This window comes from Actinorugispora endophytica (assembly GCF_004363075.1).
GTDB lineage: Bacteria > Actinomycetota > Actinomycetes > Streptosporangiales > Streptosporangiaceae > Actinorugispora > Actinorugispora endophytica.
Window position 1 is genome coordinate 231,839 of sequence record NZ_SNYN01000002.1, and the last position, 23,190, is coordinate 255,028.

Consider the following 23,190-nt stretch of genomic DNA (forward strand, 5'->3'; position numbering starts at 1 on the left):
GCCCCCCGGGGCCACCGCGCCCATGACGTCCGCTGTGCGAGGGGGCCGTCGGTGAGCCCGGGGCCGTGGGGCGCTCAATCGCCCGCGGCGCCCGCGGCGCGTCGTGCGCGGTCCGACAGCTCGGCGAAGGCGTCCCGCAGGGGGTCCGGGCCGACGACCTCGATCTCGGCGCCGAAACCCGCCAGCGTCGCCGCGAGAGCGGCCCAGGACCAGGAGCCCGTCAGCAGCCTGGTCCGGGCGGGGCCGAGTTCCTCGACGAGGCCGTCGGCGGCGAACGGGGCCACCCGCGCGGCCGGGAGACCGAGGATCACCTCGCCCTGGCAGGGCCAGGCGTCCGCGTCCTCGGAGCCCTTGAAACGGGCCGAGAGGAAGGCGGCGACGTCGCCGCCCGGCACCTGCCGGGGGGTGAAGCGCGGCCCGTTGGGGACGCGGAGCGTCATCCGGTCGGCGCGGTAGATCCGCCATTCCGCGCGCTCCGGGTCCCATCCGACGAGGTACCAGCGTCCACTCCGGACCACGAGGTGGTGGGGGCGCACCCGGCGCGGCGGCCGGAGGCCCGCGTCGTCCGGCCGCGTCGGCGACCGGTAGTCGAACCGCACCTCCTCGGCGGACCGGATGGCGGCGCTCAGCGCGAGCAGGACACCGGTGTCGATCGGGGGGCCGCCCCCGCGTCCCGCTGATCCGACCGCGGTGATCTCGAGGGTGTCGACGCGCCGGCGCAGACGGGACGGCAGGACCTGGCGCACCGTCGCCAGGGCTCGTGCGGCGGCCTCCCCGATGCCCGCCCCCGTCCCGACGGCGATCCGCAGCGCCACGGCGAGCGCGATCGCCTGCTCGTCGTCGAACAGCAAAGGCGGCAGCCTGCTGCCCGCCTCGAGCCGGTACCCGCCGTCGGGCCCCTTGACCGCCTGGACGGGATAGTCCAGCTCGCGCAGGCGGTCGACGTCGCGGCGCACCGTGCGTTCGCTGACGCCCAGCCGCCGGGCGAGCGCGTCCCCCGGCCAGTGGCGGCGGACCTGCAGCAGGGACAGCAGCAGGAGCAGGCGGGAAGAGGTCCCGGTCGAGGAAGAGGCTGGCATGGCGCCCAGGCTGCCACAAGTAGCGGACGTTCCCTGACCGGTACCGGTGCCAGAGTCACTGACGTCGCCGGAGACCTCCGGCGACGAAACCCTTGTGATAAGGACCAGACCACCATGTCGGTAAACGCTGTCGCCCACCTGAACTTCCACGGCCAGGCCCGCGCGGCCCTGGAGTTCTACCAGTCGGTGTTCGGCGGGCAGACCACCATCGCCACCTACGGCGACTTCGGGATGCCCGCCGAGGCGCCCGGCGCCGCCAACGTGGTGTTCGGCCAGGTCGTCGCCGACAACGGCTTCCGGGTCATGGCCTACGACGTGCCCGGCGAGGGCGCGCCGATCGCCCAGGGCGCGCCCACCACGCGCCGCGAGAACGGGACCACCATCACCGAGGAGCCGTTCTTCCTCTCCGTTCGCGGCGAGACCGTCGAGGAGGTCGGCGCGCTGTGGGAGCGCCTGGCCGAGGGCGCGAAGGTCATCGAGGCGTTCGGTCCGGCCCAGTGGGCCCCCGCCTTCGGGATGCTGACCGACCGCTTCGGCATCACCTGGGTCCTCGACGTCGCCGCCGAGTACACCCGGGCCTGAAGCCTTCCGACCACCACCGCCCCGGGGCGCGGCCCGATCCGCCGCGCCCCGGGGCCCGGACACCACACGGGAGGGAAACCCATGCGCACACGCCCGCTCGGCCGCACCGGCATCCGGGTCAGCCCCTACACCCTGGGCACCATGCGATTCGGGCGGGCCGGCAACCCCGACCACGACGAGTGCGTGCGCGTCATCCACCGCGCGCTCGACGCCGGGATCAACGTCATCGACACGGCCGACGTGTACGGCGGCGGGGGCGAGTCCGAGCAGATCGTCGGGAAGGCGCTGCGCGGTCGCCGGGACGACGTCGTCGTCGCCACCAAGTTCAACGGACCGATGGGCCCGGGCCCCAACCAGCGCGGCAGCTCCCGCCGCTGGATCGTCTCCGCCGCCGAAACGTCCCTGCGCCGCCGCGCCGCAGCATCGTGTGCGGGGAACCCGGGATGTGTGGAGGTTTCGGCGCGGGGGTGATCGGCGTCCGTAGAAGGGGCCCGCTCGATGATCTTGAGCCTTCTGCCCGTTTCGGGGCCCGAGAAGGCAGAAAGTCCATGACCGCCACGGACCGTCGCCGGGGGCAGGGAGGGACCACCCGGCCACCCCGCGGAACAACCCCCGGCCTACTGGATGACCTCGGCCCGGAACGAAGGCGTAGCGGAGCCTTTCGGTCCGCGGCGCCCCTCGTGGTGCCACGGAGCAGGCGGAGCCGCCCGCTCCCAGCAGCTTGCCGCGCAGGCTCTCGAAGACACCGTGAGGCGTGCGGAGGCCGACGCCGCTGAAGGACGCTCCGCCCCGTCCTGTGGCCCTGGTGAAGACCGACGACGCTTCGCTGTGTCATGGCCGTGCCGGGCCCGCGCTCCTGACGCGCCGTAGCGGTCAGGGGGTCCCGTCGTCCTGTCGGACGCCTCACGAGCGGAGTCGAGACGGAGGCGCTCGCGCGACGACCGATCACTCATCGCGGAATCGATCTTCTGGAAGGCGCCGCGGGAACCGCTGCGGCTCTACACGCTCCGGGCGGTTCCCAGCCGGGGGACGGATGGGATTTTCTGCTGATGGCCGCCGGAAAGGTGCCTGTGTCCCGTGGATGACGGAGAGGAGGTCCCCGCCGAGTGGTTCCGGTGGGACTGTGCCGGGCGGGCGGCGAGCGCCCTGCTGCTTTCCGCGTTGGAGCCCGGGCAGCGATGCGGCCCCGCCGACCGGTGGTTCATCCGCGAGGAGCCGCACCGGCGGCTGCGCTGTACCGGGAGCCGCCCCGCTCGTGTGCTCCTCGACGTCGTACCGGGGAGACCGCGGGAACAGGACGCTGTCACCCCGTGGACGCACGGCGTCCACGAACCCGAGGTCCGTGCTTTCGGTGGCAGCGCCTCCACGGAACCGGCCCACGTCCTGTTCCACACCGCCGGCCGCCACCTTCTGGCTTACCCGGCTCGAAAGAACTCCGGCCGGGGAGGAACTGGGCTGCCACGAACCCGCTCTGCTGATGTGCGGCGTTTTCCTGCGCGGAGCTCGTCCTGACTGGTATGAACGAGGCGACGTCCGGGTGCGCGGCGCCGAGCCGCACGCCACGCCCGTTCCCGGTGGGGAAGCCCCGGACCTGCCGCGACAGACACGTGCCCCCTCACCGCCGATCCACGACGGGTGACCGCGTCAGCGGCCCCGGGACACCTCGCACCCCGGCCGGAGGAGCGCGGGAAAACGGGCACGGCCCGGGGGCCGCCCCGGCCGTTCGGGGGCAGGCTGAGCCGTGGCCTGCGCGCGGTGTGCGCCCATCACGTCGTCTTCACGGGGAACCGGCGGGGACCGTCCCACCGGGACCGGCATCGTCTCTCGACCGCCGCAAGGAAGGCATCCATGACCGACCCCGCCCGCACCACGGCCGACACCGAGGAAACCGCCGGCCTTCTGCGCACGACCCTGGTCGACCAGTTGTGCGCGAACGGAGCCATCACCACCCCGGCGGTGGAGGAGGCGTTCCGCGCCGTGCCCCGGCACCGGTTCGTCCCTGACGCCCCGCTGGAACAGGCCTACGCCAACCAGACGGTCAGCATCAAGGACAACGAGACCGGAGCGTCGATCAGTTGCGCGTCCCAGCCCGGCATCGTCGCGCTCATGCTGGAACAGGCCGCCCTCGAACCCGGTATGCGGGTCCTGGAACTGGGTGCGGGCACCGGTTACAACGCCGCCCTGCTGGGGCGCCTGGTCGGACCCTCCGGAACGGTCACCACGATCGACGTCGACGCCGACCTCGTGGAGGGGGCCCGGACGCGTCTGAGGGACGTCGACACCACCAACGTCGACGTGCTTTTGGGAGACGGAGCCCTCGGCCACCCCGACGGGGCTCCCTACGACCGGATCATCGCCACCGTCGGTTCCCACGCGGTCCCCGAAGCCTGGGTCGGGCAACTCGCCCCCACCGGGCGTCTCGTCGCCCCGGTCCGCATCGCGGGGGACGTCAGCAGGTCCATCGTCTTCCAACCGGGCAAGGGTCGTTGCACGAGCGTCGACAGCCAGTTGTGCACGTTCATACCGCTGCGGGGCGGGATCGGCGACGATTCCCGCCGGGTGCTGAACGTCACCGGGGACGGCGCCGTACGGTTGCAGTCCAACCAGGAGCAGCGCATCGACCCCCGGCAGGTGTGTGGGGTGCTCGACCAGCCTTCCGAAACGGTGTGGACCGGGGTTGACTTCGGTGGGATGCAGTCGCACGACGGGATGTGGCTGTGGCTCGCGCTGACCCTGGACAACGCGGTCTCCCGGATGCCGGTCGACAAAACCGCGGTGGCCGGCGGGCTGGTCGCTCCCAGCCTGGGATGGGGCACCATGGCCAGTGTCCCCACCACCGGCCCGGGGCTGGCGTACCTGACAGCACGCCCGATCGAGACCCCTCAGGGCCGCCGCTACGAGATGGGGGTGGTCGGCCACGCCCCCGCAGGCCATGAGCTGGCCCGGCGGATGGCCGAGCAGATCACCGTTTGGGAGCCGAGGCGCGACCAGCAGCTCGGCTTCACGCTGCTTCCCGCTTCCGGTCAGGCCCCCGCACCGGGTCCGGGCCGGTTCGTACTGGACCGCGGCCGCTTCCGCCTGGTCGTGTCCTGGCAGGAACAGAGGTGACGTCCTTCGCTTCGTGTCCGTGTCCAGGGGAGGGACGAGCGTGGATCCGGCGGGGTGCTCCGTACCGGGTCTTCAGAGGCGGTGCGCGCCGGGTCCCGTGAGGACGACGCACACCACGGCCACGGTTCATGCCCTGGAAAAGCGACCAGGGGATTATGAGTCTGCTCCACTGTGTGTCGCCCAGTGTCAGAGTGCGCCGTTCTGTGCCGCTCTGTCCACACCTCGACCGGTTCGGGTGCCGTCAAATGCCGCCCGGTGCCGGGACGGTCCGGTACTGCCGAGCACATCCGGAGCACATCACGGTTGCGTGTTGTCTATTTGGCACCTTCTGGTAGACAAGTCTGAATTCAGGGTGGTCTGGCGTGCCTGTGAGGCCTGTCCCGTGCTTCGGCGATGATAATGATGGACTCGACAGGACTTGGACTGATGCTCCGAAGACTTCACTTCTGATCTGGAGTGAAGGGAGTGTGGACGGAGCGGGATCAAAGCTGGGCCGGGTGTTTTTGGTGGCGTGTGCTGAAGGTGAAGAGCGGTTGTTGTCCGTCGACCATACCGAAGCCAAAGTGAATGAAAAATGCTCAGGGGTCCGATAAAGACCCAGGTCAAGAAGAGTGCTCCCCGCGCACGCGGGGGTGATCCGGACGGCACGGTCACACCACCTGCATCCACAGCGTGCTCCCCGCGCACGCGGGGGTGATCCCCGCGACCGTGCTGGGCGTGAGCGAGCTCGACTGTGCTCCCCGCGCACGCGGGGGTGATCCCCCGCGCGGCACCAGGTCGGGGTCCCGCGCGACGTGCTCCCCGCGCACGCGGGGGTGATCCCTGCGCCGACACGCGCTGGGCGCCATCGTTGCGGTGCTCCTCGCGCACGCGGGGGTGAGCCTGAAGGCCGCCGCGAGCCTCATCGCCGGAACCTGTGTTCCTCGCGCACGCGGGGGTGAGCCCGCTCCATTGAGCCTTTCTCATTCGGCTTCGCATAGCTGAAGTACGAGGAATGCTCGGGTGATCTCGCCTGCCCGCCATGGGCAGCAGCGGAATTTGCGCAGGACCTTCCGGTTATTCAGCTATGCGATCGCTCGTTCGTCGGGGCTGCGGAGCCGGGAGTGTGAGGCGCTCCGAGGTTTCCGGGAGTCCTTTGGATACTTCTCTTGCTTCTCGTGCGTGAGGTGAGCGTGCATTCCGTATGCGCGTCGCGCTGGGCGGTGCTTATACGGCTACGAGGAGGCTCAAGTGGAGCAGGGGGTTCAGCGGTCCGCGTCGCGGATCGATGAGGAGAACCGGCGGCTGATCGGGTGCCGGGTTGATGAGGTTCCGGCGGTGCGGGTGTGGGCTGCGCGGCTGCTCGCCGATCATCCGCGTCTCGACGAGGTGCTGCTGGTGGTGGGGGAGTTCGCGGCGAACGCGGTCCTGCACTCACTGGCCGGCGGAGACGGCGCGGAGATCCGGCTGCTTCACGCCGGGGAGCAGGTCGAGGTTCGGGTCCGCAACCGGGGCGCGGCCGGTTTCGGGCCGCGCGTGCGGCGGGTCGACGGCGCTGCGGAGTCGGGGCGCGGGCTGCTGCTGGTCGAGGCGCTGGCCGATGGCTGGGGGACCCGCGCCGACGGCGGCTGGGTGACGGTGTGGGCGCGTTTCAACGCCGAGACGGGCACCTGATGCCGGAGTTGATCCGGACTCCGTTCCGGCGGGGTCTGTGAATCCTGGCGCCGACGGCTGGGAAGGCCGACGGCGCCGTTGCGCTTTTGCCCGGCCAGTATCGTCTCCGGCCGCGCGGGGGTCTTGTGGCGGCTTGCTCGGGACGCGGTCTCTTCGAGACCCGGATGGGGCGCACCTTTCTTCGGGGCAGGGGATCCGCTGTGTGGACGTGGCGCCGGGATGGAGCCTTCGTCTGGCGGGAACGCGGCGGGGGTGAGAACCGGTCGCCCGCCTCGGACGCGGGGCCGGGCATCGTCTTCTGGGCGTGACGGCCCGTGGACAGGGCCGACTTCTGGCTGTTGCGGGCTCTCAGAGGTCGCGGGCCGCGTACAGATCACGCACACGGCACGCACAGACGGCGAACACCCTCCTGCTGGCCGCAACGGCGGCTGCGATCGGTAGTCGGGAAGTCCGTCGGAGGAGGGTGTTCGCGGTCTGTGCGCGGCGTGTTCATGACGTGTGCGCGTAGTGCGTGCGGGGTGTTCGTGTGCTGTTCGCGGGGGGCTTTGTGGTGGGTGGTGTCCGGAAAGTCGAGCCCTTTGGGGGTTGGTGTGGGCACCGTGCACGATCGGAACAGCCGGGTTTCGCCGCTGCGGGCGGCCGAGGCGGAGTTCCTGCGGGTGGGAGAGCGCCTGGAGTTGACGGCGGAGGAGGCGGGCCTGGTGTGGCCCGTGGCGCGGATGCCGCTGGTGCGGGTGCGGGCGTGGCTGCTGCGCGGGGAGGCCGCGACGCGGGACGGCGACGCGGTGTGGCGTCGGGTACTCGCCCGTGCCCGCGCCGACGAGGCGTGGATGGTGGGCGCGGTCGGGTTGGCGATGCCCGGACTGCGCTCGGCGGCGCGGCGGGTGGCGTTCGGGCTGGCACCGGACGCGGCCGACGAGGTGGAGGCCGAGATCCTGGCCGGATTCCTCGACGCGGTCGCCAAGACCAACCCCGACTGGTCGCGGCTGGCGTGGCGGCTGCGCTGCCGCGCCCAGCGTGCCGGGCTGCGCGCCCGCTACGCCCAGGCGCGCCAGCCGGTGGTGTCGGGGCCGGTGCCCGATTCGGCGGCGCCGCGCCGCCCGTGGGGGCATCCGGATCTGGTGCTGGCCGACGCGGTCCGCCACGGCGTGGTGACCGCGGCGGAGGCGCAGCTGATCGCCGAGACCCGGCTGGAGAACACGCCGCTGACGCGGGTGGCCGCCGAACTGGGAGCGGACTACCGGACGCTGCAGAAGCGGCGGGGTCGGGCCGAGAAGCGGCTGGTCGACGCGATCCGCGCGGGCGAGGTGTCGTCTGCGCCCGCCGGCGCGCCGACTGCGGCGGGGGATCGGCGGGTGCTGGCCGCGATGGTTGAACGAAATGTGCTGTCCGCGGACGAGGCCCGGTTGATCGAGCGGACCCGACTGGAGGGGGTGCCGTTGACGCGGATCGCGGCCGAGGCTGGGGCGGCGTATCCGACGCTGGCACACCAGCGTCGGCGCGCGGAGGCGCGGCTGCGGTCGGCGCTCGCCTCGGGCGCGGTGCCGGCGCGGGCGTCGGCCCGGTTGACCAGGCTGGAGGTGACGCGGCGGCGGGCGGCGTGAAAAACGGTGATCGGCGGTGTCGTTTTCCGGGGCCCGGGCGCGAGTTTTTCAGGGTGAGTTCGGCGCCGCTTCCGGCAGTGGTCGCCTGCCCGCCCTGACAGCTGACCGCCTCTTCCCGCCGAGACCGTTCGGAAAGGAGGATGTGCCCGCTTTGGCCGGGGCGGTGCCGGACTCGCGATTGCGGCCCACCTGCTGCTTGGAGGCCCCGTGACCCGAAACGACGACTCCGCCCCGCCTTCCTCGATGGGAGGCCCCCGCTCCCGCCTGCCCGCGGCGCTGCTTCTCGCCGGAGCCGTCCTGGTGCTGGCGGGGGTGGGGGCCGATCCGGTGTGGGCCGGTGAGGCCGACCCGGCTGCTCCGGCCTCGACCGAGGACCTGATCGCGGTGGTGGACCGGATCCGCGAGGTCATCATCACCCTGTCCGCGTCGGTGGCCACCCTGCTGCTGACCGTGGGCGGGGTGCGGTGGCTCATGGCGGGCGGCGACCCCGGCGAGGTCGACAAGGCCAAGCGGGCCCTCACCGGCGCGGCGATCGGCTACGGGATCGCGCTGCTGGCCACCGTCCTGATGGGAATTCTCAACTACATCGTCTCGGGAACCGTCGATGCGTGAATCCCGGGCGGGAGCCCCGGCCCAACCCGAGCCGTCGCCCGCTCCCGGGGCCGAGCCCGAGCCCGTCGACCCCGACTCGGCCGAACCGCCTCCCGAACCTGAGCCGTCTCCCGAACCCGAGCCGTCGCCGGGGCCCGTGCCGCCGGACGACCCGTACGAGGAGCTTCCCCAGGCTCCCCCGCCGGCGGACGGCGGGGGAGGGGAGGCTCCGTTGGACTGCGGGATGGTGGAGGTGTCCTGCCACATCTCCAACTGGTTCTACGGCCTGGTCGACTCCGCGTTGAACCCTTTGTTCGGGTGGATCGGGCAGATGGCGTTCTACACGCCGCTGCCCACTCCCGGCGCCGAGGGGCTGTGGAGTGGGACGCTGCTGGTGGCCAACACCGTCTACGTCCTGCTGGTGCTGGCCGGCGGCGTCGTGGTGATGACGCACGAGACCCTGCAGAACCAGTACACGGTCCGCGAGGTCCTGCCGCGTCTGGTCGTCGGCTTCGTCGCGGCCAACGCGTCGCTGTGGATCACCACCGAGATGACCCGCGCCGCCAACGGCCTCTCGGCGGCGGTCTCGGGCGCGGCCCTGGATCCGGCCGAGGCCGCGGCGAACCTGCGCGACCGCATGGACTGGATCCTGCTCGAAGGCACCCTGTTCGTCGTCCTGCTGCTGGTGGCGGCCGTGGTGCTGCTCATCGTGTGGTGCGTGGTCGAGGTGGTGCGCGTGGTCATGGCCACCACGCTGCTCGTCGCCGCGCCGGTGCTGCTGATGTTCCACGCCCTGCCCTACACGCAGCGGCTGGCGTCGCTGTGGTGGCGCTCCATGACCGGGGTGCTGGCCGTCCCGGTCGCGCAGAGCCTGGCGTTCGCGGCGTTCATGCGGCTGTTCTTCGAGGGCCAGTTCGAGTACTTCGGCTCCTGGGAGTTCTCCGGCGAGGACGGCGACGCCGAAGGCATCTACGCGGTCCTGCTCAACCTGTTCCTGTTCCTGACGCTGCTGTACATCCAGATCCGGATCCCGTTCTGGGTGCTCAAGCTGGTGTGGTCGGCGAACGCGGGGTCCTCGCCGCTGGCGGGGATGGTCCGCACCGGGGCGATGATGCTGCTGTTTCGCCGGGTGCTCCCCGGCATCCGCGGCACACCGGGCGGCGCAGCCCCGGGCGGCAGCGGTGCCGGTGGAGGCGCGCCCCGCGGTGGCGGTCCCGGACGTGGAGGTCCCCGGCGCGGGGGTTCGGGGCGCGGGAGTCCGTCCGGAGGCGGGGCGCGTTCCCGAGGGCGCGCCACTCCGCCGAGGACGCGATCCCGTACCAACTCGACCGGCGCGGGCCCCTCGCCCCGGACCGCGCCCACGGCCCCCGGAGGGTCTTCCGCGGGGCAGGGGGCACCGGCGCCGGGGCGCGGCGCGCCGTCGGCTCGACCGGGGGCCGCGCCTTCCGGAAGTCCCGCCGCGCCCGTGCCGGGCCCGGGGTGGGACCCGTGGGACCTCGACGATCCTTTGGACGCCCCGATCGACCCGGTCCGCCTCCGTCCCCGGCGCGCAGGATCGGCCGCCCCCGGCCCGGCCACCGCGCCCGCCTCCCCGCCGTCCGGCGCCGATCCCGCGCCGAAGCCGCCGCGTCCCGCCACGACGGGCCGCCTCCTGCGCCGACGTCCTGGAGCCCGCCCCGTGAACACTCCCCGCCCGCCCGGTGCGGCCACGCCACCTCCTTCGACTGCTGCGACGCCGGATCCGGCGGAGCCGCCGCGCCCGGCCCGGCCCGGTGGCGCGGCGCCGCGTCCGCGCCGCTGGCGCCAGGGCGTGCTGCCCACCCCGCCGCCGGAGAAGGTGAAGGACCGCCGCGCCCCCGAGCGCGTCGGCGACCTGCCCCAGCGGCCCGACGTGCCGCCGGGCCCGGCCCCGGGCCAGCGGCCCCTGCCCGGACTGGTGCGCCCCCGCCGCTGGACCAGGCCCACGCCGCCCGCCCCGCCTTCGGCGGACATCGACCCCGACCCTTTGGACTGACGCGATGAGCGACTTCTCGCGGTGGCGGGCGCGCATCCCCGCCGACATCGACCGCCCCGACCCGCTGCTGGGGCCGCTGACCGGCCGCCAGCTCCTGATCCTGGCGCCCGCCGCGCTGGGCGTGTGGCTGCTGTTTCTCGCCCTGGGCGAGACCGCGCCGCTGTGGGCGGCCGCCACCGTGGCCACCGTGCTGGCCGGGACCGCGACCGCGCTGGCGGTCGGACAGCGCGACGGCATCGGCCTGGACGCCTTCGCCGCCGCGGCCCTGGCCTGGACGGCCGCCCCCAAACACCGGGTCGGCGCCCCCGACGGCATTCCCCCGCTGCCCCGGTGGGCGCCGCGCCGCCACCGGGGCCCCGCCCTGGAGCCGCTGCGCCTGCCCGCCTCGGCCATCCACCCGGACGGAGTGATCGACCTGGACGAGCGGTGCGCGGCACTGATCGCGTGCACCACCGTCAACTTCCACCTCGCCGCGCCCGGCGACCAGGACGCCGCGGTGGGAGCGTTCGCCGCCGTGCTGGACGCGCTCACCACCCCGGTGCAGATCCTCGTCCAGGGCCGCGCCGTGGACCTGTCCCCCTACACCAGCGGACTGCGCGAGGGCGCCGCGGAACTGCCGCACCCGGCGCTGGAGGACGCCGCGCACGCCCACGCCGACTTCCTCGACGCCCTGCAGGCCGAGCGGGACCTGATCGAACGCGTGGTCCTGGTCGCCGTCACCGCCCCCGGCACCGCGGCCAAGGCCCGCCGCGCGGTCCTGCGCCGCGCCGAGGACACCGCCGCCCACCTCGCCGCAATCGGCATCCGCGCCCGGATCTGCGACGGAACGGCGGCCGAACGGCTGCTGCGCGCAAGCCTCGCCCCCGCCTTTCCTCCCGCCCCCGACAACGAGGAGTAGCCGATGCGGTGGTTTCCCTCCCGCCCGGCCCAGCGGGGCTCTCCCCGGTTGGGCGGGCCCGCGATCCGGATCGGGGCGCGCCGCCTGGACGTGGACGGCTCGGTGTGCCAGACGCTGATCGTGACCGGATATCCGCGCGAGGTCGGCGCCGCCTGGGCCGAGCCCCTGCTCACCTTTCCCGGCCGCGTCGACGTCGCCGCGCACATCACCCCGCTGCATCCGGGGACGGCCGCCGACCGGCTGCGCCGGCGCCGGGCCCGCCTGGAGTCGGCGTGGCGCCTGGACGCGGTCCGCGGCCGCGTCGAGGACCCCGCCCAGGCCGCGGCCGCCGCCGACGCCGCCGTGCTCGCCGAACGCCTGGCCACCGGCCAGGGAAGGCTGTTCACCCTCGCCGTGTACATCACGGTGCACGCCGCCACCCCCGAGACGCTGGACGCCGAGGTGGAGCAGGTGCGGATGCTCGCCGCCTCCCTGCTGGTGGACACCGCGCCCGCGACGTTTCGCGCCCTGGGCGGCTGGATCTCCACGCTCCCGCTGGCCACCGACGCGCTCGGGGCGCGCCGCACCGTGGACACCGACGCCCTCGCGGCGCTGCTGCCGTTCACCTCCCCCGACCCGGCCGCCGACCTGGGCGAGACCACGGTCGTGTACGGCACCAACACCCACAGCTCCGGACTGGTGCTGTGGGACCGGTTCTGCGGCGGCCTGGACAACCACAACGCGGTCGTCCTCGCCCAGTCCGGCGCGGGCAAGTCCTACCTGGCCAAACTCGAGATCCTGCGGTCGCTGCTGGTCGGCGTCGAAGTGTCCGTCATCGACCCCGAGGACGAGTACGCGCGCCTGGCCGACGCCGTCGGCGGCACCCGCGTCCCCCTCGGCACCCCCGACGGGCGTATCAACCCCTTCGACCTGCCCGAAGGCGGCGGAGACCAGGCGCTGACCGGGCGGGCCCTGTTCGTCCACACCCTCGTCGCCGCCATGCTCGGCCCGCTCACCCCGGACGAGGCCGCCGCCCTGGACCGCGCGATCCTGACCGCCTACGCGGGCGCGGGCATCACCCGCGACGCGCGCACCTGGGCCCGCACCCCGCCGCTGCTCGCCGACCTCGCCTCCGCGCTGGCCGGCGACGGCGACGCCGCCGCGGCGGGACTCGCCGACCGCCTCACCCCCTACGTGTCCGGCTCGCACGCCACCCTGTTCGACGGCCCCACCACCACCCGCCTGGACGGCCACCTGGTGGTGGCGTCCCTGCGCCGTCTGCCCGACGAGCTCAAGACCGTCGGAATGCTGCTCGTCCTGGACGCGCTGTGGCGGCGCACCATCGACTCGCCGACGCGCCGCCCCCGGATGATCGCCGTGGACGAGGGATGGGCCCTCCTGCAGGACCCGGTCGGCGCGAAGTACCTGTACCGGCTGGCCAAGGCCGCCCGCAAGCACTGGACCGGCCTGACCGTCATCACCCAGGACGTCGGCGACGTGCTCGCCACCGACCTGGGAAGAGCGGTCGCCGCCAACGCCGCCACCCAGATCCTGCTGCGCCAAGCCCCCCAGAACCTCGACGCCGTCACCTCAGCGTTCCAGCTCTCCGACGGAGAGCGCCACACCGTCGCGGCCGCCCCGCGCGGCCACGCCCTCCTACTCGCCGGACACCAGAGAGTCGGCCTGCGGGCGCTCGCCTCACCGGAGGAGCACCGGCTGATCACCTCCGACCCCGCCGAACTCGACACCCTCGACGACGCAGAAGGGGAGAAGCCGTGGTGAGGCTCGTGGACCTGCTGCCCGTCCTCGGCACGCTGCCACTGACCGGAACCGCCGCGGCGGTGGCGGCCGGCGCCCTCGCCTGGGCCGCCGCAGTGTCCGCCGCGCGCCTGCTGCGACACGCGCTGCTGGCCCGCCACGCCCGGATCGTCCAGATCCTGCCGCCACCCCGCGCCGCCCTGGCCGAGGCCGAAGCGTTCTGGACCCACGTGCTGGGCCTGCTCAAACCCCGCTGGAACCGCGCCCTCCTGCAACCGCACCTGGCGTTCGAATACACCGCCACCGCCGACGGCATCACGATCCAGCTGTGGGTGCCCGGCACCGTTCCGCCCGGCACGATCGAGCGCGCGGTCGCCGCGGCCTGGCCCGGCGCCACCACCCGCACCCGCCCCGCCACCGCCCTCCTCCCGCCCAGGAGGAGGCGGCGGTGACGGGCGGGTGGATGCGGCTCGCCCGCGCCGACCACTACCCGCTGCGCACCCGCTTCGACGACGACCCGCTGCGCGGCCTGCTCGGCGCCCTGACCGACCTGGACCCGGACCAGCGGGTGGGCGTGCGCGTGTGCGCCCGCCCCGTCACCGGGCCGCGCCTGGCCCGCGCCCGCACCGCCGCGGCCCGCCTGCGCGGCGCCGCCCCCGCCGCGTGGGGCCCGCTCCTGCTCGACGCGGCCACGCCCCGCACCCGCGGCCCGGCGGGCCCGCTGCGGCCCGACACCGGCGACACCATCCGCGCCATCCTGGCCAAGGCCGCCTCTCCGCGCCTGGCCTGCGCCGTCTCCTACCGGCTCGCCACTTCCCGGCCCGACGGCCCGGCCGCCGAGCGGCTGCGCGGCCGCGCCCACGGCGTCGCTTCCGCGTTCGCCGCGTTCACCTCCGGTACCAACCACTTGCGACGCCGGCGCATGTGGCGTCCCCGCCCGTGGAGCGGGCACCGGTGGCTGGCCCGCGGCACCCTGCTCCGCATCCCCGAACTCGCCGCCCTCGCGCACCTGCCCACCGACACCACCGTGCCCGGCCTGGAGCGCGCCGGGGCCCGCCGCGTCGCCCCCACCCCCGCCGTGCCCGCGGGCGGCGCCAACACCCGGCTGCTCGGCGACGCCGACGCCGGAGCCCCCCGCCCCGTCAGCCTGGGGGTGGCCGAGTCCCGCCAGCACACCCACGTCATCGGCAAGACCGGATCCGGCAAGTCCACCCTGCTGGCCAACCTGATCCTGCAGGACGCCGAAGACGGCCGCTCGGCCCTGGTCATCGACCCGCGCGGCGACCTGGTCACCGACGTGCTGGCGCGCCTGCCCGAAGCGGCCGCCGACCGGGTGGTGCTGTTCGACCCCGACGACAACGCCCCGCCGCCGCGCCTCAACCTGCTCCAAGGCCCCGACCCCGAGTTCACCTCCGACAGCGCCACCGGCATCTTCCGCCGCATCTACGCCCACTGGTGGGGGCCCGCACCGACGACATCCTGCGCGCGGCCACCCTCACCCTCACCCGCGCGCAGGATCCCACGCTGACCCTGGGCCACGTCCCCATCCTGCTCTCCGACGACGCGTTCCGGGCCGGGCTCGTGGCCCGCGTCGACGACCCCGCCCTCGCCGACTTCTGGACCTGGTACGACGCCCTGTCACCCGCCGCCCGCTCCTCGGCGACGGGGCCGGTCCTCAACAAGATCCGCACCGCGCTGCTGCGCCCCTGGGTGCGCCAGGTCATCGCGTCCGGGCCCTCCACCATCGACCTGCGCGAAGTGTTCGACGGCGGCCACCTGGTGCTGATGCGCCTGCCCAAAGGCCGCCTCGGCGAGGACACCGCCGCCCTGATCGGATCCTTCGCGCTCGCCGCGACCTGGCAGACCGTCACCGGCCGCGCCCACCAGAGCGAACAGGCGCGCAAGGACACCGCCGCGTACGTGGACGAGTGCCACAACTTCCTGAACATGCCCGGCAGCCTGGCCGACATGCTCGCCGAGGCGCGCGGCTACCGGCTCGCCCTGACCCTGGCCCACCAGGAACTCGGCCAGCTTCCGCCCGAGCTGCGCAAGGCCCTCTCCGCCAACGCCCGCTCCAAGATCTACTTCACCTGCTCGCCCGACGACGCCGCGCAACTGGAGGCCCACACCCTGCCGAGCGTGTCCGGCTACGACCTCACCCACCTGGGCGACTACCAGGCCGTCGGCCGCCTGCTGGTGGGAGCGCGCGAACGGCCCGCGTTCACCCTGCGCACCCGCCCCCTCCCGCCCCTCGTCTCCGGACGGGCCACCGCCGTGCGCGCGGCCGCCCGCCGCCACACCCCCACCTCCGCCGCGCCGCGGCCCGGTACGCGCCGAACCGACGTGCGGACCCGATGGTGACGAAAGGAAGGAAACCCGGTGCCCGCCCAGCCCACCCCGGCGATGACGGCCCGCTTCGCCGGCCGCGCCACTCCCCGCGACTACGCCCTCCTGGACGCCCTGCACACCCACCGCGTCCTGACCACCCGCCAGGCCGCCGCCCTGTTCTTCGGCGACCCCCACTCGCGGCGCGCCCGCACCCGCCTGCTGCAACTGCACCGGCTCGGCGCCGTCGACCGGTTCCGCCCCCACACCGCCACCGGGTCGGCCCCCTGGCACTGGGTGCTGGCCCCCGTCGGCGCCCACGCGCTGGCCCACCGCCGAGGCGTTCCGTTCGCGCGGCTGCGGTGGCGCCACGACCACGCCCTGGCCATCGCCCACTCCACCCGCCTGGCCCACACCACCGGCACCACCGACTGCCTGGTGGCGTTCACCCGCGCCGCCCGCGCCACCCCCGGCGCGGCCCTGGAGACCTGGTGGGGCGAGGCGCGGTGCGCCGCCGAGTGGGGGCGGCACATCCGCCCCGACGCCTACCTGCGCTGGCGCCAAGACGGGACGGTCGTCGACGCGTTCGTCGAGTACGACACCGGCACCGAGCCCCTGGACCGGGTCGCCGCCAAACTTCCCGGCTACGCGGCTCTGGCCCACACCAGCGCCATCACCACCCCGCTACTGGTCATCACCACCGGTCCGATCCGCGAGGAGAACCTGGCCGAACGCCTCGCCTCCGCGGCCCCCGCCGTGGTGCCGACCTGGCTCACCACCGTTGCCCGGCTCGACGCGCCCGGCCCCGCCGCCGCCGTCTGGCGGCCGGCCTCCGCCCCGGACCGGCACCTCCTGGCGGCCCTGGCCCCGGCCGAAGACGAGGACCCGTGATGGCCAAAGCCGCGATCGCCGCCACCGCGGCGCTGCTTCTGCTTCCGGTCCTTCTCGGCGCGGTCGCGGGCACCACCTCCGCCCGCACCACCAGTAGCGGTCCCGCCCACGTCGACGGCATCCCCGACGTCCTGCTGGACGCCTACCTCCGCGCCGCCGCCCGCCTGAACAGCCTCGAACCCGGCTGCACCGGCATGACCTGGGCGATCCTCGCCGGAATCGGCCGCGTCGAGTCCACCCACGCCGCTGGACACGACATCGCCGCCCACGGCGACGTGGAGCCGCCCTTCACCGGCCCCCGCCTCGACGGCTCCGGCGTCGGCGGAAACCTCACCCCCCACTACGACACCGACAACGGGCGCTGGGACGGCGACACCACCTACGACCGGGCGGTGGGCGTCACCCAGCACCTGCCCGCCAACTGGGCCCGCTACGGCCGCGACGGCAACGGCGACGGCGCCGCCGACCCCCACAACGCCTACGACAGCGTGCTGTCCACCGCGGTGGAGCTGTGCGCCAGCGGTGGGAGCAGCGTGGACTTCACCGACCGCGCCCAACTCGACGCCGCCCTGTACCGGTACAACCCGAGCCGCGACTACGTCGACCACGTCCTGGAGTGGATCGACGCCTACACCGCCCTCCCACCCGCCACCGTCGGCGGGGGAGAAGGCAGCGACGCCGGACGCGCCGCCGCCGAATGGGCACTGGCCCAGGTCGGCAAGCCCTACCTGTGGGGCGGAACCGGCCCCAACGCCTTCGACTGCTCAGGCCTGACCATGCGCGCCTGGCAGGCCGCCGGAGTGGACATCCCCCGCGTCACCACCGACCAGGTCCGAACCGGAACCCCCGTCGGCCTGGACGAACTCGCCCCCGGCGACCTGCTGTTCTACGACACCGGATCGGGCCCCGCGCCCAGCCACGTCACCATGTACGTCGGCGGCGGCCAGATGGTCAACGCCCCCTCCACCGGCAACCCCGTCCGCGTCGAACCCGTCCGGTCCGACTACTACTCCCCCCGCTTCACACAAGCCCGACGTCCCGCGTGACCGCTGGTTGACCGTCGGCCGACCGCCGCCGTGGCCCGGTCTGCAGGAAAGGCCGGACCACGATTCCCGGCCATGCGACCAACTCTTGACGAGACCGGCAAGGAGCGCTCCCGTTTCAGTCCGTCCCACCGGGTGTTCGTCAGGGCCGATGATGAGCGGGGTCTGGTAATAGACGTTCGTTGAGTAACTGATGACTTCCCCCGATGCGGCAGTTGATCACGGTCGCCAGAGCCTCCAATAAAACCGGCACAAGACAATCACCGACTTACGACGGAGGCTGCGCGAGGCCAACAGCCGGGTCACTGAACTGCAGGGCAAGCTCGACGCACTCGCCACGGTGACCGCGAACCTCTACTACGAGAACCTCGAGCTGAAGAAGAAGGCGTCTGCCCAGGGACAGCGCCGGATCGCCATCCTGCCTGCTTCGGGTCCCTGGCTGGAGTAACTCCGCAGGCACCGAAGCCGAGACGCGGACGGGGATCTGTTAGTCATCATTGATGTCTGCGGTGATCCAATCCTGAGGCACGAGAGCCTGGTCGTTGCTGCGCCTCCAACGTGCCTCGACCGAACTACGGAAGGGTTCGTCGTCCAGGTCCGCGTGTTCCATCACAATCACCTGGAAGTCACCGTCAAGGGCTTCAACCGTGCTCTGAATGGTCTTGTAGAGGTTGAGTAGAGCTGTTCTGTCGGGTCCGGCCAAGGCGGTGCTGTCCGGAGCGTCTTCAGGGAAATAGACCTGGGACGGCTGGTCGAGGATGAGGAAGCGAGGCACGGGACTGCGCTGCTCGGAGAACCATTCGTGCATGCTCAGGAGGGTGGCGACGTGGTAGCCGAGCCAGTTCTCGCCGCCTCCCATGTCGGCCAGACGGACCGGACCGCGAGCGGTATCTGCGATGACGGTCAACCCCTGCGGATCGAGACGGATTGGTGACTCTTTGTGTTCAAGGTCCAAAGTGGCAGCCTTGTCCTTGATCTTCGTATTGATCCGGGAGACGAAACTGTTGAGTCGGTCGTCTCGTGCTCCGGCTCCGATCGCCTCCTCGAGTTCTGCAATCTTCGCTCCGATTTCTTCGCGCCGGTCCACGACCTGAGGGCCTTGGACATGGCGTCCAGCCGTCTCGAGGAAAAGGCTGATGCGGCCTTGGACAAGCACGGCCCGTCGCGAGACGTCCGCCTGGCCTTGCGCAGCGCGCTGGCCGGCGGTCAGCGTATCGAGCTGCTCCTGATTGCGGCCCAAAGCACTGCGGATCTCCTGGAGGGTGTCTTTTTCCGCTGCGATGAGGGCGTTGATTTCAGGGGTGTCGCTGCCGATGACAGTCATGTCGGCGTCGAGACGGCCGAGGTCCCGGTTGATGACCTCCGCGATCTGGCTCAACTGCGGCTGGTGGCTGTCACACACCGGACAACGCGGCTCCTGGTCTGCCGTGTTGGCTGGTGCGAAGAGGTTGAGTGTGGCCAGACGGGCATGCTGCTCTGCCGCCTGGTCCAGGAATTCATTGTTCTCCTGAGCGGCACGCTTCAGGTTGGCGATGCGTGCGCGAGCCCGTCCGTGCCGTTCACGCAGGCCTCGACGCTGCTCTACGAGAGCGGAGACGGGATCATCTCCGGCATCAGGTATCTGTGTGGGGGCGCTCTCCGCGATGGCTTGGCGGAGATGCTCCAACGCTCTCTCTGCTGTCATCCCCTCACGTGGCGGTTGCAGCAGGCCTGCCTCGACAGCTTCAGTGACCAGAGCCAGTGCCTGCCCGGAGGCTGCTGACAGGCTACGGGCGGCAGCCAACGCAGCCTCCAACTGGGCGAGTTCGTGGCGCAGTAGACGGAGCCGGTTTTCCAGCAACGCCTGATCGGGATCGACGGCACCAAGGAAGTAGGGAATCATCGCCCGGATCGTCGCTGGCAAAAACTCCTCGCCCTGCGAGTGGAACAGCAGGTCCGGATTGGCGACCTCGTTCTGCTTCTGCAGACAGAAGAAGAGCGCATGGCGCACTGACGGTGGGATCGGGGTAGCGCTGCGGACGGCCGGGATCCGCACTGTCCGGTCGATGTCGGCGAACTCCGACAGGACGTTCTTGGCTATGTCGAGAGGAGTGGAGAAGTTCAGCTCTGCCCACTGCGGCGGTGGTGCGCCAAGTGCTTGAGCGACGACGCACATCGTCGTCGCTGTTGCCGCCTTGCCGGCCGGGGCAGGCCGCGCGACGAACAATTGCTGCTGGTCCTTCACCAGGGTGACGGCAAAGACCTGCACGAAGTTGCGCAGCGCGGCGCCCTTAATGACGTACTTCTTGCTGGCCAGGCAGTAGTCGACGATGTTGAGCAGAGCGCTCTTCCCGCGCCGCGAGTCGCCAGTAATGATGTTGAGCTTGCCGGTCTTGAAGGGGACGGTGCGGATGCGGCCGTCTTCGTTGTAGATGGAGATGGCGCTGATCTGGAACGTCACGGCCGGACTCCTAGCAATGCCATGACGGTGCTCAGGCTGCCCGTACTCGGGAGCCAGCGGCCCAAAAGGTATGCCGCCTTCTGGATGGCCTGGATCTCGTCCGTGGCACCGTTGATCGTTTTCGTGAGCCGACTGGGTGCCACTGTGAGCTTGCCTGCCTCATTGACGTGTACGGCCTCGCTCTGCAGCGCCAGGAGAAGCCCTGGGCGCACCACTGCGGCCAAGACGGTGGCGTTCTGTGACATGGTCACTTTGACAGCCTTGTTCTCCTCCAGCCATCGAGTCAGCCCACTGTTGAGGGATTTCGGCAGGGTGCGGCGCACAGCCGGTTGCAGGGCCATCACGGCAGACAAGACAGCTACCGCGATCGGGCATGGCTGGCTGTACTGAAACTCATGGCCCTGGACTGCGCGGCAGGTGACGAGCGCGGTAAACGGCGGGTTGTACAAGGCACGTTCTTCCCGGCTGAGTTGAGTGAAAGCGTTCACGCCTTCGCCACTCCTACCGGCTCCAGTACGGCCATGAGCCGTGTCATGAAATCAATATGCCAGCCCACCTGCAGGTCGTTAGCCAGGATGTGGAAGGAGCCCTTGGAGACGAACGGTTCGTCGCATCCGACGCGGATACGCGGACGTGCTTCGCGCGTGGCCCACTGATAGATCTTCTTGGCGGCCGCCACCTTCTCCGCTTCCGTCGACTCTGCGCCGATGTTGTCTTCCATCTCCGCGAAGAGGTCCTGCCATTCCTCGACGAGCCGGCGCTCATACTTGCTGATCTCGCCGGGCAACAGCAATTTGTCCTCCGACCACCGGGAACGCTGGGTGAAGGCGCGAATGTAGTCGCGCACTGCGATCCCGACCCTGGTCTTTCCGATGTCGATCAGGTCCATCTGGCGGACGAAGACCATGCTTGCGTAGTCCGACGGATTCGGTTGGAGGACGGCAATGTCCTCGTCGATGGGAAGGTTCTCCGGCCGGAACTGATTACGCAGGTCGGTGAACACGTAGTCGAACTCGTTCCCCGTGATTGCGTCCATCTCCTCCGTGCGCAGCTGCCGGATCGTACGCTGATAGAACCAGCCTTCCAGGCGCTGCAGGAAGGGGCTGGCATACGCATGTCCGACGGCGGAGACCACTCGCTCGAGCAGCAACTTTTCCACCTCATCGACATCTGGGGCATTGCCGATGACCTGTACTCGGGCGAGCATGGCTCGTCGCTCATCCGCCGAGAGCTTGTCGAAGGCTTCGTATGCCTTCTTGTTGTCCTTGCTGGTGGAGGCTTTCCTAGCAGCCTCCAGCGCTTGGAGCCCGCGGCTCTCGTCCCTGACCCCCGAGGCGACGGGCTGCAGTAGGTAGCCAGCCGAATCGGGAGTCAGGTCGGCGGTAGTCAGGAGGAAGAGGTCCGTCTCGTCAAGATCAAGCTGCTTGTTGGTGACACTATGGGCCCAGATCCGCAGGGTTTTCCACAGGTCTGTGCTGTAATCCGACATTGTGACGCCAGCGGCTCGATGCTTGAGCTGGTAGAGGATCCGGCCGCCTTCGACGACTTCCTCTACGTCGTCGCCCGCTTCGATGGCAATGCACCAGTCAAGCCCGCGGCCGTGCTGGTCGACACAGGAATGAAGGGCCTTGCGGAGCTGGTACACGTACCCAACCGCGGATGCCGATGCTTCGAACGGAGCTGTCGTACCCGCCATCTTTCCTCCAGCCTGACCTCTGGCGTATGCCTCACTGATCTTTACATGGCACGCATATCACCCGGAACCCTTTCGCCAAGAGGTGAGGTGGATCCGCACACTCCATTAGGGGAGTGACTGAGATACACGCCAAAGGGGAAACGGGGTGATCTTGAAGCCCTGATCCGCTCGGATTTACGTGCGGCGACGTGCAGCGGGGTCGCGTTCGGCGACGTGCCGGGCGACCGAGTCGACGCCGGGGCGGGCGTACCGCTTCAGGGAGCGGACGGAGGCATGGCGGGAGCGGGCCAGCAGCATCGGGGTCGAGGTGCCGTCCTCTGCGTCGTGCGTCAGGGCACTGTGCCGTAGCCGGTGAAGCGTCCAGAACCCCTCGCGGAACAGCCGCACGTTGGTGAGCACCCGCACCTGGGCGGGTGACGCCAGTGGCGCGGAGAACCAGTCCAGGGCGGCGGTGCGCTGGGTGGCGCGATGGGTGGAGTTGAGGTGGCGCGCCGCGACGTCGACGCGGTGCTCGCCGTCGAGTAGGGCCGCGGCTTGGGGCAGCACCGCCGTCCACAGCCGGGCGGCCGCCACCCGGGGATGGAAGGACAGGGCGCGGTGGGCGCCGAACTCGCGCATGGCCTTGAGCGCGGCGATCTGCGCGGCGAGCACGTCGGCGCTCACCGCGGCCCGCCCCACCCGCACGGGCGCGGAGCGGTCCCACAGGTCGTGGACCTGGCTGTCGGTGACGACCGGTACCACCACCCGGAACGGGGCGAGCAAGCCGCGCCGGATCGCGGCGTGGAAGCCGAGTTCGTAGCCGCGCACCCCGAACACCGCGGGGTCGTTCATCGACGCCGCCTCGGTGTCGCCGCCGCGCCGCGCGGTCAGCAGCTTGGCGGTGGCGGTGGTGTACCGGCGCCGCCGGGCGGGCAGGTGCGCGTCGGAGTGGACCCGGGTCCAGGCCCCGGTGCCGACGGTGTGGTGGGCTTCGTCCAGCTGCACCAGGTCCCAGGCGGGGAGGGCGTGGGAGGCGTGGGCGGTCATGACCGCCTCGCAGGTGCTGTCGTAGGTCGCCACCACCGTAACCCTCCCCGGTGCGTCGGACACGAGGCGGGTGATCGCGGCGGGGTCGGTGGTCACCACCGTGTCCAGGCCCGCCAGGCGCGGGTCCCGGGCGACGGAGGGATCCGAGCAGATGATGAGCACGCGGCCGAGCCCGGCGTCGTCGAGCCGCTGGTAGTCGTGCAGGGTCTGGGTGATCAGGTTGATGCGCGGCACCACGGCCAGCGTCCGGCCGTTGGGGGCGACGGTGTCGGCCACGACGCGGCCGAGGATCGTCTTGCCGGTGCCGCAGGCCAGGATGTCGTGGACGCGGTCGTGGAGGGTGAGCTGTTTGGCCGCGGCTTCGACGGCTTCGATCTGGTGCGGCCACAAGGTGAACACCGCGGAGGACGTTTCCATGAGGGTTTTTCGTGGTCGAGGAGGCGAATAGGGGGCGGGGCGGGGGTGGTGGCCCCGCCCGGCGGCCTGACGTACTGGAGCAGACC

The 23,190-nt window shown here is 71.6% G+C and carries 20 protein-coding genes and 1 CRISPR repeat array; of the genes, 15 read left to right on the forward strand and 5 right to left on the reverse strand.

Annotated features, from left to right (window positions below):
* Positions 1-74: 74 nt before the first annotated feature.
* Positions 75-1,079 (reverse strand): helix-turn-helix transcriptional regulator, encoded by a 1,005-nt coding sequence (locus EV190_RS05560; protein WP_133740353.1) that lies wholly within the window; start codon positions 1,077-1,079, stop codon positions 75-77.
* Between the two features lie 114 nt (positions 1,080-1,193).
* Between EV190_RS05560 and EV190_RS05565 the strand changes: the two genes are divergently transcribed.
* From EV190_RS05565 to EV190_RS05620, 15 genes are all read left to right on the forward strand, one after another.
* A complete protein-coding gene (locus EV190_RS05565; RefSeq protein WP_133740354.1) occupies positions 1,194-1,661 on the forward strand; it encodes a VOC family protein in 468 nt (155 codons plus the stop codon).
* An 81-nt stretch (positions 1,662-1,742) separates the two neighbouring features.
* Entirely contained in the window at positions 1,743-2,132 is a 390-nt protein-coding gene (locus EV190_RS05570; RefSeq protein ID WP_208113057.1) for an aldo/keto reductase, read from the forward strand.
* A gap of 606 nt (positions 2,133-2,738) precedes the next feature.
* On the forward strand, positions 2,739-3,173 hold the full coding sequence (locus EV190_RS24485; RefSeq protein ID WP_394345493.1) for a lantibiotic dehydratase C-terminal domain-containing protein: 435 nt from the start codon (positions 2,739-2,741) through the stop codon (positions 3,171-3,173).
* 336 nt (positions 3,174-3,509) lie between these two features.
* Positions 3,510-4,769 carry a methyltransferase, FxLD system gene (gene fxlM, locus EV190_RS05575; RefSeq protein WP_133740355.1) on the forward strand — a complete coding sequence of 420 codons (1,260 nt, stop codon included), beginning with the start codon at positions 3,510-3,512 and terminating at the stop codon, positions 4,767-4,769.
* A gap of 611 nt (positions 4,770-5,380) precedes the next feature.
* Positions 5,381-5,713: direct repeats of the CRISPR family, unit length 28 nt; unit sequence GTGCTCCCCGCGCACGCGGGGGTGATCC.
* Between the two features lie 286 nt (positions 5,714-5,999).
* The gene (locus tag EV190_RS05580; RefSeq protein WP_166655383.1) at positions 6,000-6,422 is read left to right on the forward strand and encodes an ATP-binding protein; all 423 of its coding nucleotides are present in this window, start codon (positions 6,000-6,002) and stop codon (positions 6,420-6,422) included.
* 599 nt (positions 6,423-7,021) lie between these two features.
* The gene (locus EV190_RS24255; protein WP_208113058.1) at positions 7,022-8,026 is read left to right on the forward strand and encodes a hypothetical protein; all 1,005 of its coding nucleotides are present in this window, start codon (positions 7,022-7,024) and stop codon (positions 8,024-8,026) included.
* 207 nt (positions 8,027-8,233) lie between these two features.
* Positions 8,234-8,638 carry a pilin gene (locus EV190_RS05590; protein ID WP_243742373.1) on the forward strand — a complete coding sequence of 135 codons (405 nt, stop codon included), beginning with the start codon at positions 8,234-8,236 and terminating at the stop codon, positions 8,636-8,638.
* Positions 8,631-10,631, forward strand: coding sequence for a hypothetical protein (locus EV190_RS05595; protein ID WP_133740357.1), 2,001 nt, complete (start codon positions 8,631-8,633; stop codon positions 10,629-10,631). Before EV190_RS05590 ends, EV190_RS05595 begins: the two co-directional genes overlap by 8 nt.
* Positions 10,632-10,635: 4 nt before the next feature.
* Positions 10,636-11,529 (forward strand): PrgI family protein, encoded by an 894-nt coding sequence (locus EV190_RS05600; RefSeq protein ID WP_133740358.1) that lies wholly within the window; start codon positions 10,636-10,638, stop codon positions 11,527-11,529.
* A gap of 3 nt (positions 11,530-11,532) precedes the next feature.
* A complete protein-coding gene (locus EV190_RS05605) occupies positions 11,533-13,290 on the forward strand; it encodes a VirB4 family type IV secretion system protein (RefSeq protein ID WP_133740359.1) in 1,758 nt (585 codons plus the stop codon).
* The gene (locus EV190_RS23925; RefSeq protein ID WP_243742374.1) at positions 13,284-13,718 is read left to right on the forward strand and encodes a hypothetical protein; all 435 of its coding nucleotides are present in this window, start codon (positions 13,284-13,286) and stop codon (positions 13,716-13,718) included. The genes EV190_RS05605 and EV190_RS23925 overlap by 7 nt, the downstream gene beginning before the upstream one ends.
* Complete coding sequence (locus tag EV190_RS24260) at positions 13,715-14,794, forward strand: helicase HerA domain-containing protein (protein WP_279536606.1); 1,080 nt, start codon at positions 13,715-13,717, stop codon at positions 14,792-14,794. Before EV190_RS23925 ends, EV190_RS24260 begins: the two co-directional genes overlap by 4 nt.
* On the forward strand, positions 14,722-15,627 hold the full coding sequence (locus tag EV190_RS23935; protein WP_243742375.1) for a type IV secretory system conjugative DNA transfer family protein: 906 nt from the start codon (positions 14,722-14,724) through the stop codon (positions 15,625-15,627). Before EV190_RS24260 ends, EV190_RS23935 begins: the two co-directional genes overlap by 73 nt.
* 18 nt (positions 15,628-15,645) lie before the next feature.
* Complete coding sequence (locus EV190_RS05615; RefSeq protein ID WP_133740360.1) at positions 15,646-16,482, forward strand: replication-relaxation family protein; 837 nt, start codon at positions 15,646-15,648, stop codon at positions 16,480-16,482.
* Positions 16,482-17,528, forward strand: a complete 1,047-nt coding sequence (locus EV190_RS05620; protein ID WP_133740361.1) for a C40 family peptidase — start codon at positions 16,482-16,484, stop codon at positions 17,526-17,528. Before EV190_RS05615 ends, EV190_RS05620 begins: the two co-directional genes overlap by 1 nt.
* A gap of 484 nt (positions 17,529-18,012) precedes the next feature.
* Here the strand turns inward: EV190_RS05620 and EV190_RS05625 are convergent, their stop codons facing one another.
* The 4 genes from EV190_RS05625 to EV190_RS05640 all read right to left on the reverse strand — a co-directional run bounded on the left by EV190_RS05625 (position 18,013) and on the right by EV190_RS05640 (position 23,104).
* On the reverse strand, positions 18,013-19,965 hold the full coding sequence (locus tag EV190_RS05625; protein ID WP_133740362.1) for a DUF3732 domain-containing protein: 1,953 nt from the start codon (positions 19,963-19,965) through the stop codon (positions 18,013-18,015).
* Complete coding sequence (locus EV190_RS05630) at positions 19,962-20,453, reverse strand: three component ABC system middle component (RefSeq protein WP_133740363.1); 492 nt, start codon at positions 20,451-20,453, stop codon at positions 19,962-19,964. Before EV190_RS05630 ends, EV190_RS05625 begins: the two co-directional genes overlap by 4 nt.
* Entirely contained in the window at positions 20,450-21,610 is a 1,161-nt protein-coding gene (locus EV190_RS05635; RefSeq protein WP_166655384.1) for an ABC-three component system protein, read from the reverse strand. Before EV190_RS05635 ends, EV190_RS05630 begins: the two co-directional genes overlap by 4 nt.
* Positions 21,611-21,835: 225 nt before the next feature.
* Positions 21,836-23,104, reverse strand: coding sequence for a DEAD/DEAH box helicase family protein (locus tag EV190_RS05640; protein WP_133740365.1), 1,269 nt, complete (start codon positions 23,102-23,104; stop codon positions 21,836-21,838).
* Between the last annotated feature and the right edge of the window lie 86 nt (positions 23,105-23,190).

Excerpts from the sequence above, each read along its gene's own strand:
- EV190_RS05560 (WP_133740353.1), bottom strand. The coding sequence starts at position 1,079 with ATGCCAGCCTCTTCCTCGACCGGGACCTCTTCCCGCCTGCTCCTGCTG.
- EV190_RS05565 (WP_133740354.1), top strand. The coding sequence starts at position 1,194 with ATGTCGGTAAACGCTGTCGCCCACCTGAACTTCCACGGCCAGGCCCGC.
- EV190_RS05570 (WP_208113057.1), top strand. The coding sequence starts at position 1,743 with ATGCGCACACGCCCGCTCGGCCGCACCGGCATCCGGGTCAGCCCCTAC.
- fxlM (WP_133740355.1), top strand. The coding sequence starts at position 3,510 with ATGACCGACCCCGCCCGCACCACGGCCGACACCGAGGAAACCGCCGGC.
- EV190_RS05595 (WP_133740357.1), top strand. The coding sequence starts at position 8,631 with ATGCGTGAATCCCGGGCGGGAGCCCCGGCCCAACCCGAGCCGTCGCCC.
- EV190_RS05600 (WP_133740358.1), top strand. The coding sequence starts at position 10,636 with ATGAGCGACTTCTCGCGGTGGCGGGCGCGCATCCCCGCCGACATCGAC.
- EV190_RS05605 (WP_133740359.1), top strand. The coding sequence starts at position 11,533 with ATGCGGTGGTTTCCCTCCCGCCCGGCCCAGCGGGGCTCTCCCCGGTTG.
- EV190_RS05620 (WP_133740361.1), top strand. The coding sequence starts at position 16,482 with ATGGCCAAAGCCGCGATCGCCGCCACCGCGGCGCTGCTTCTGCTTCCG.
- EV190_RS05640 (WP_133740365.1), bottom strand. The coding sequence starts at position 23,104 with ATGGAAACGTCCTCCGCGGTGTTCACCTTGTGGCCGCACCAGATCGAA.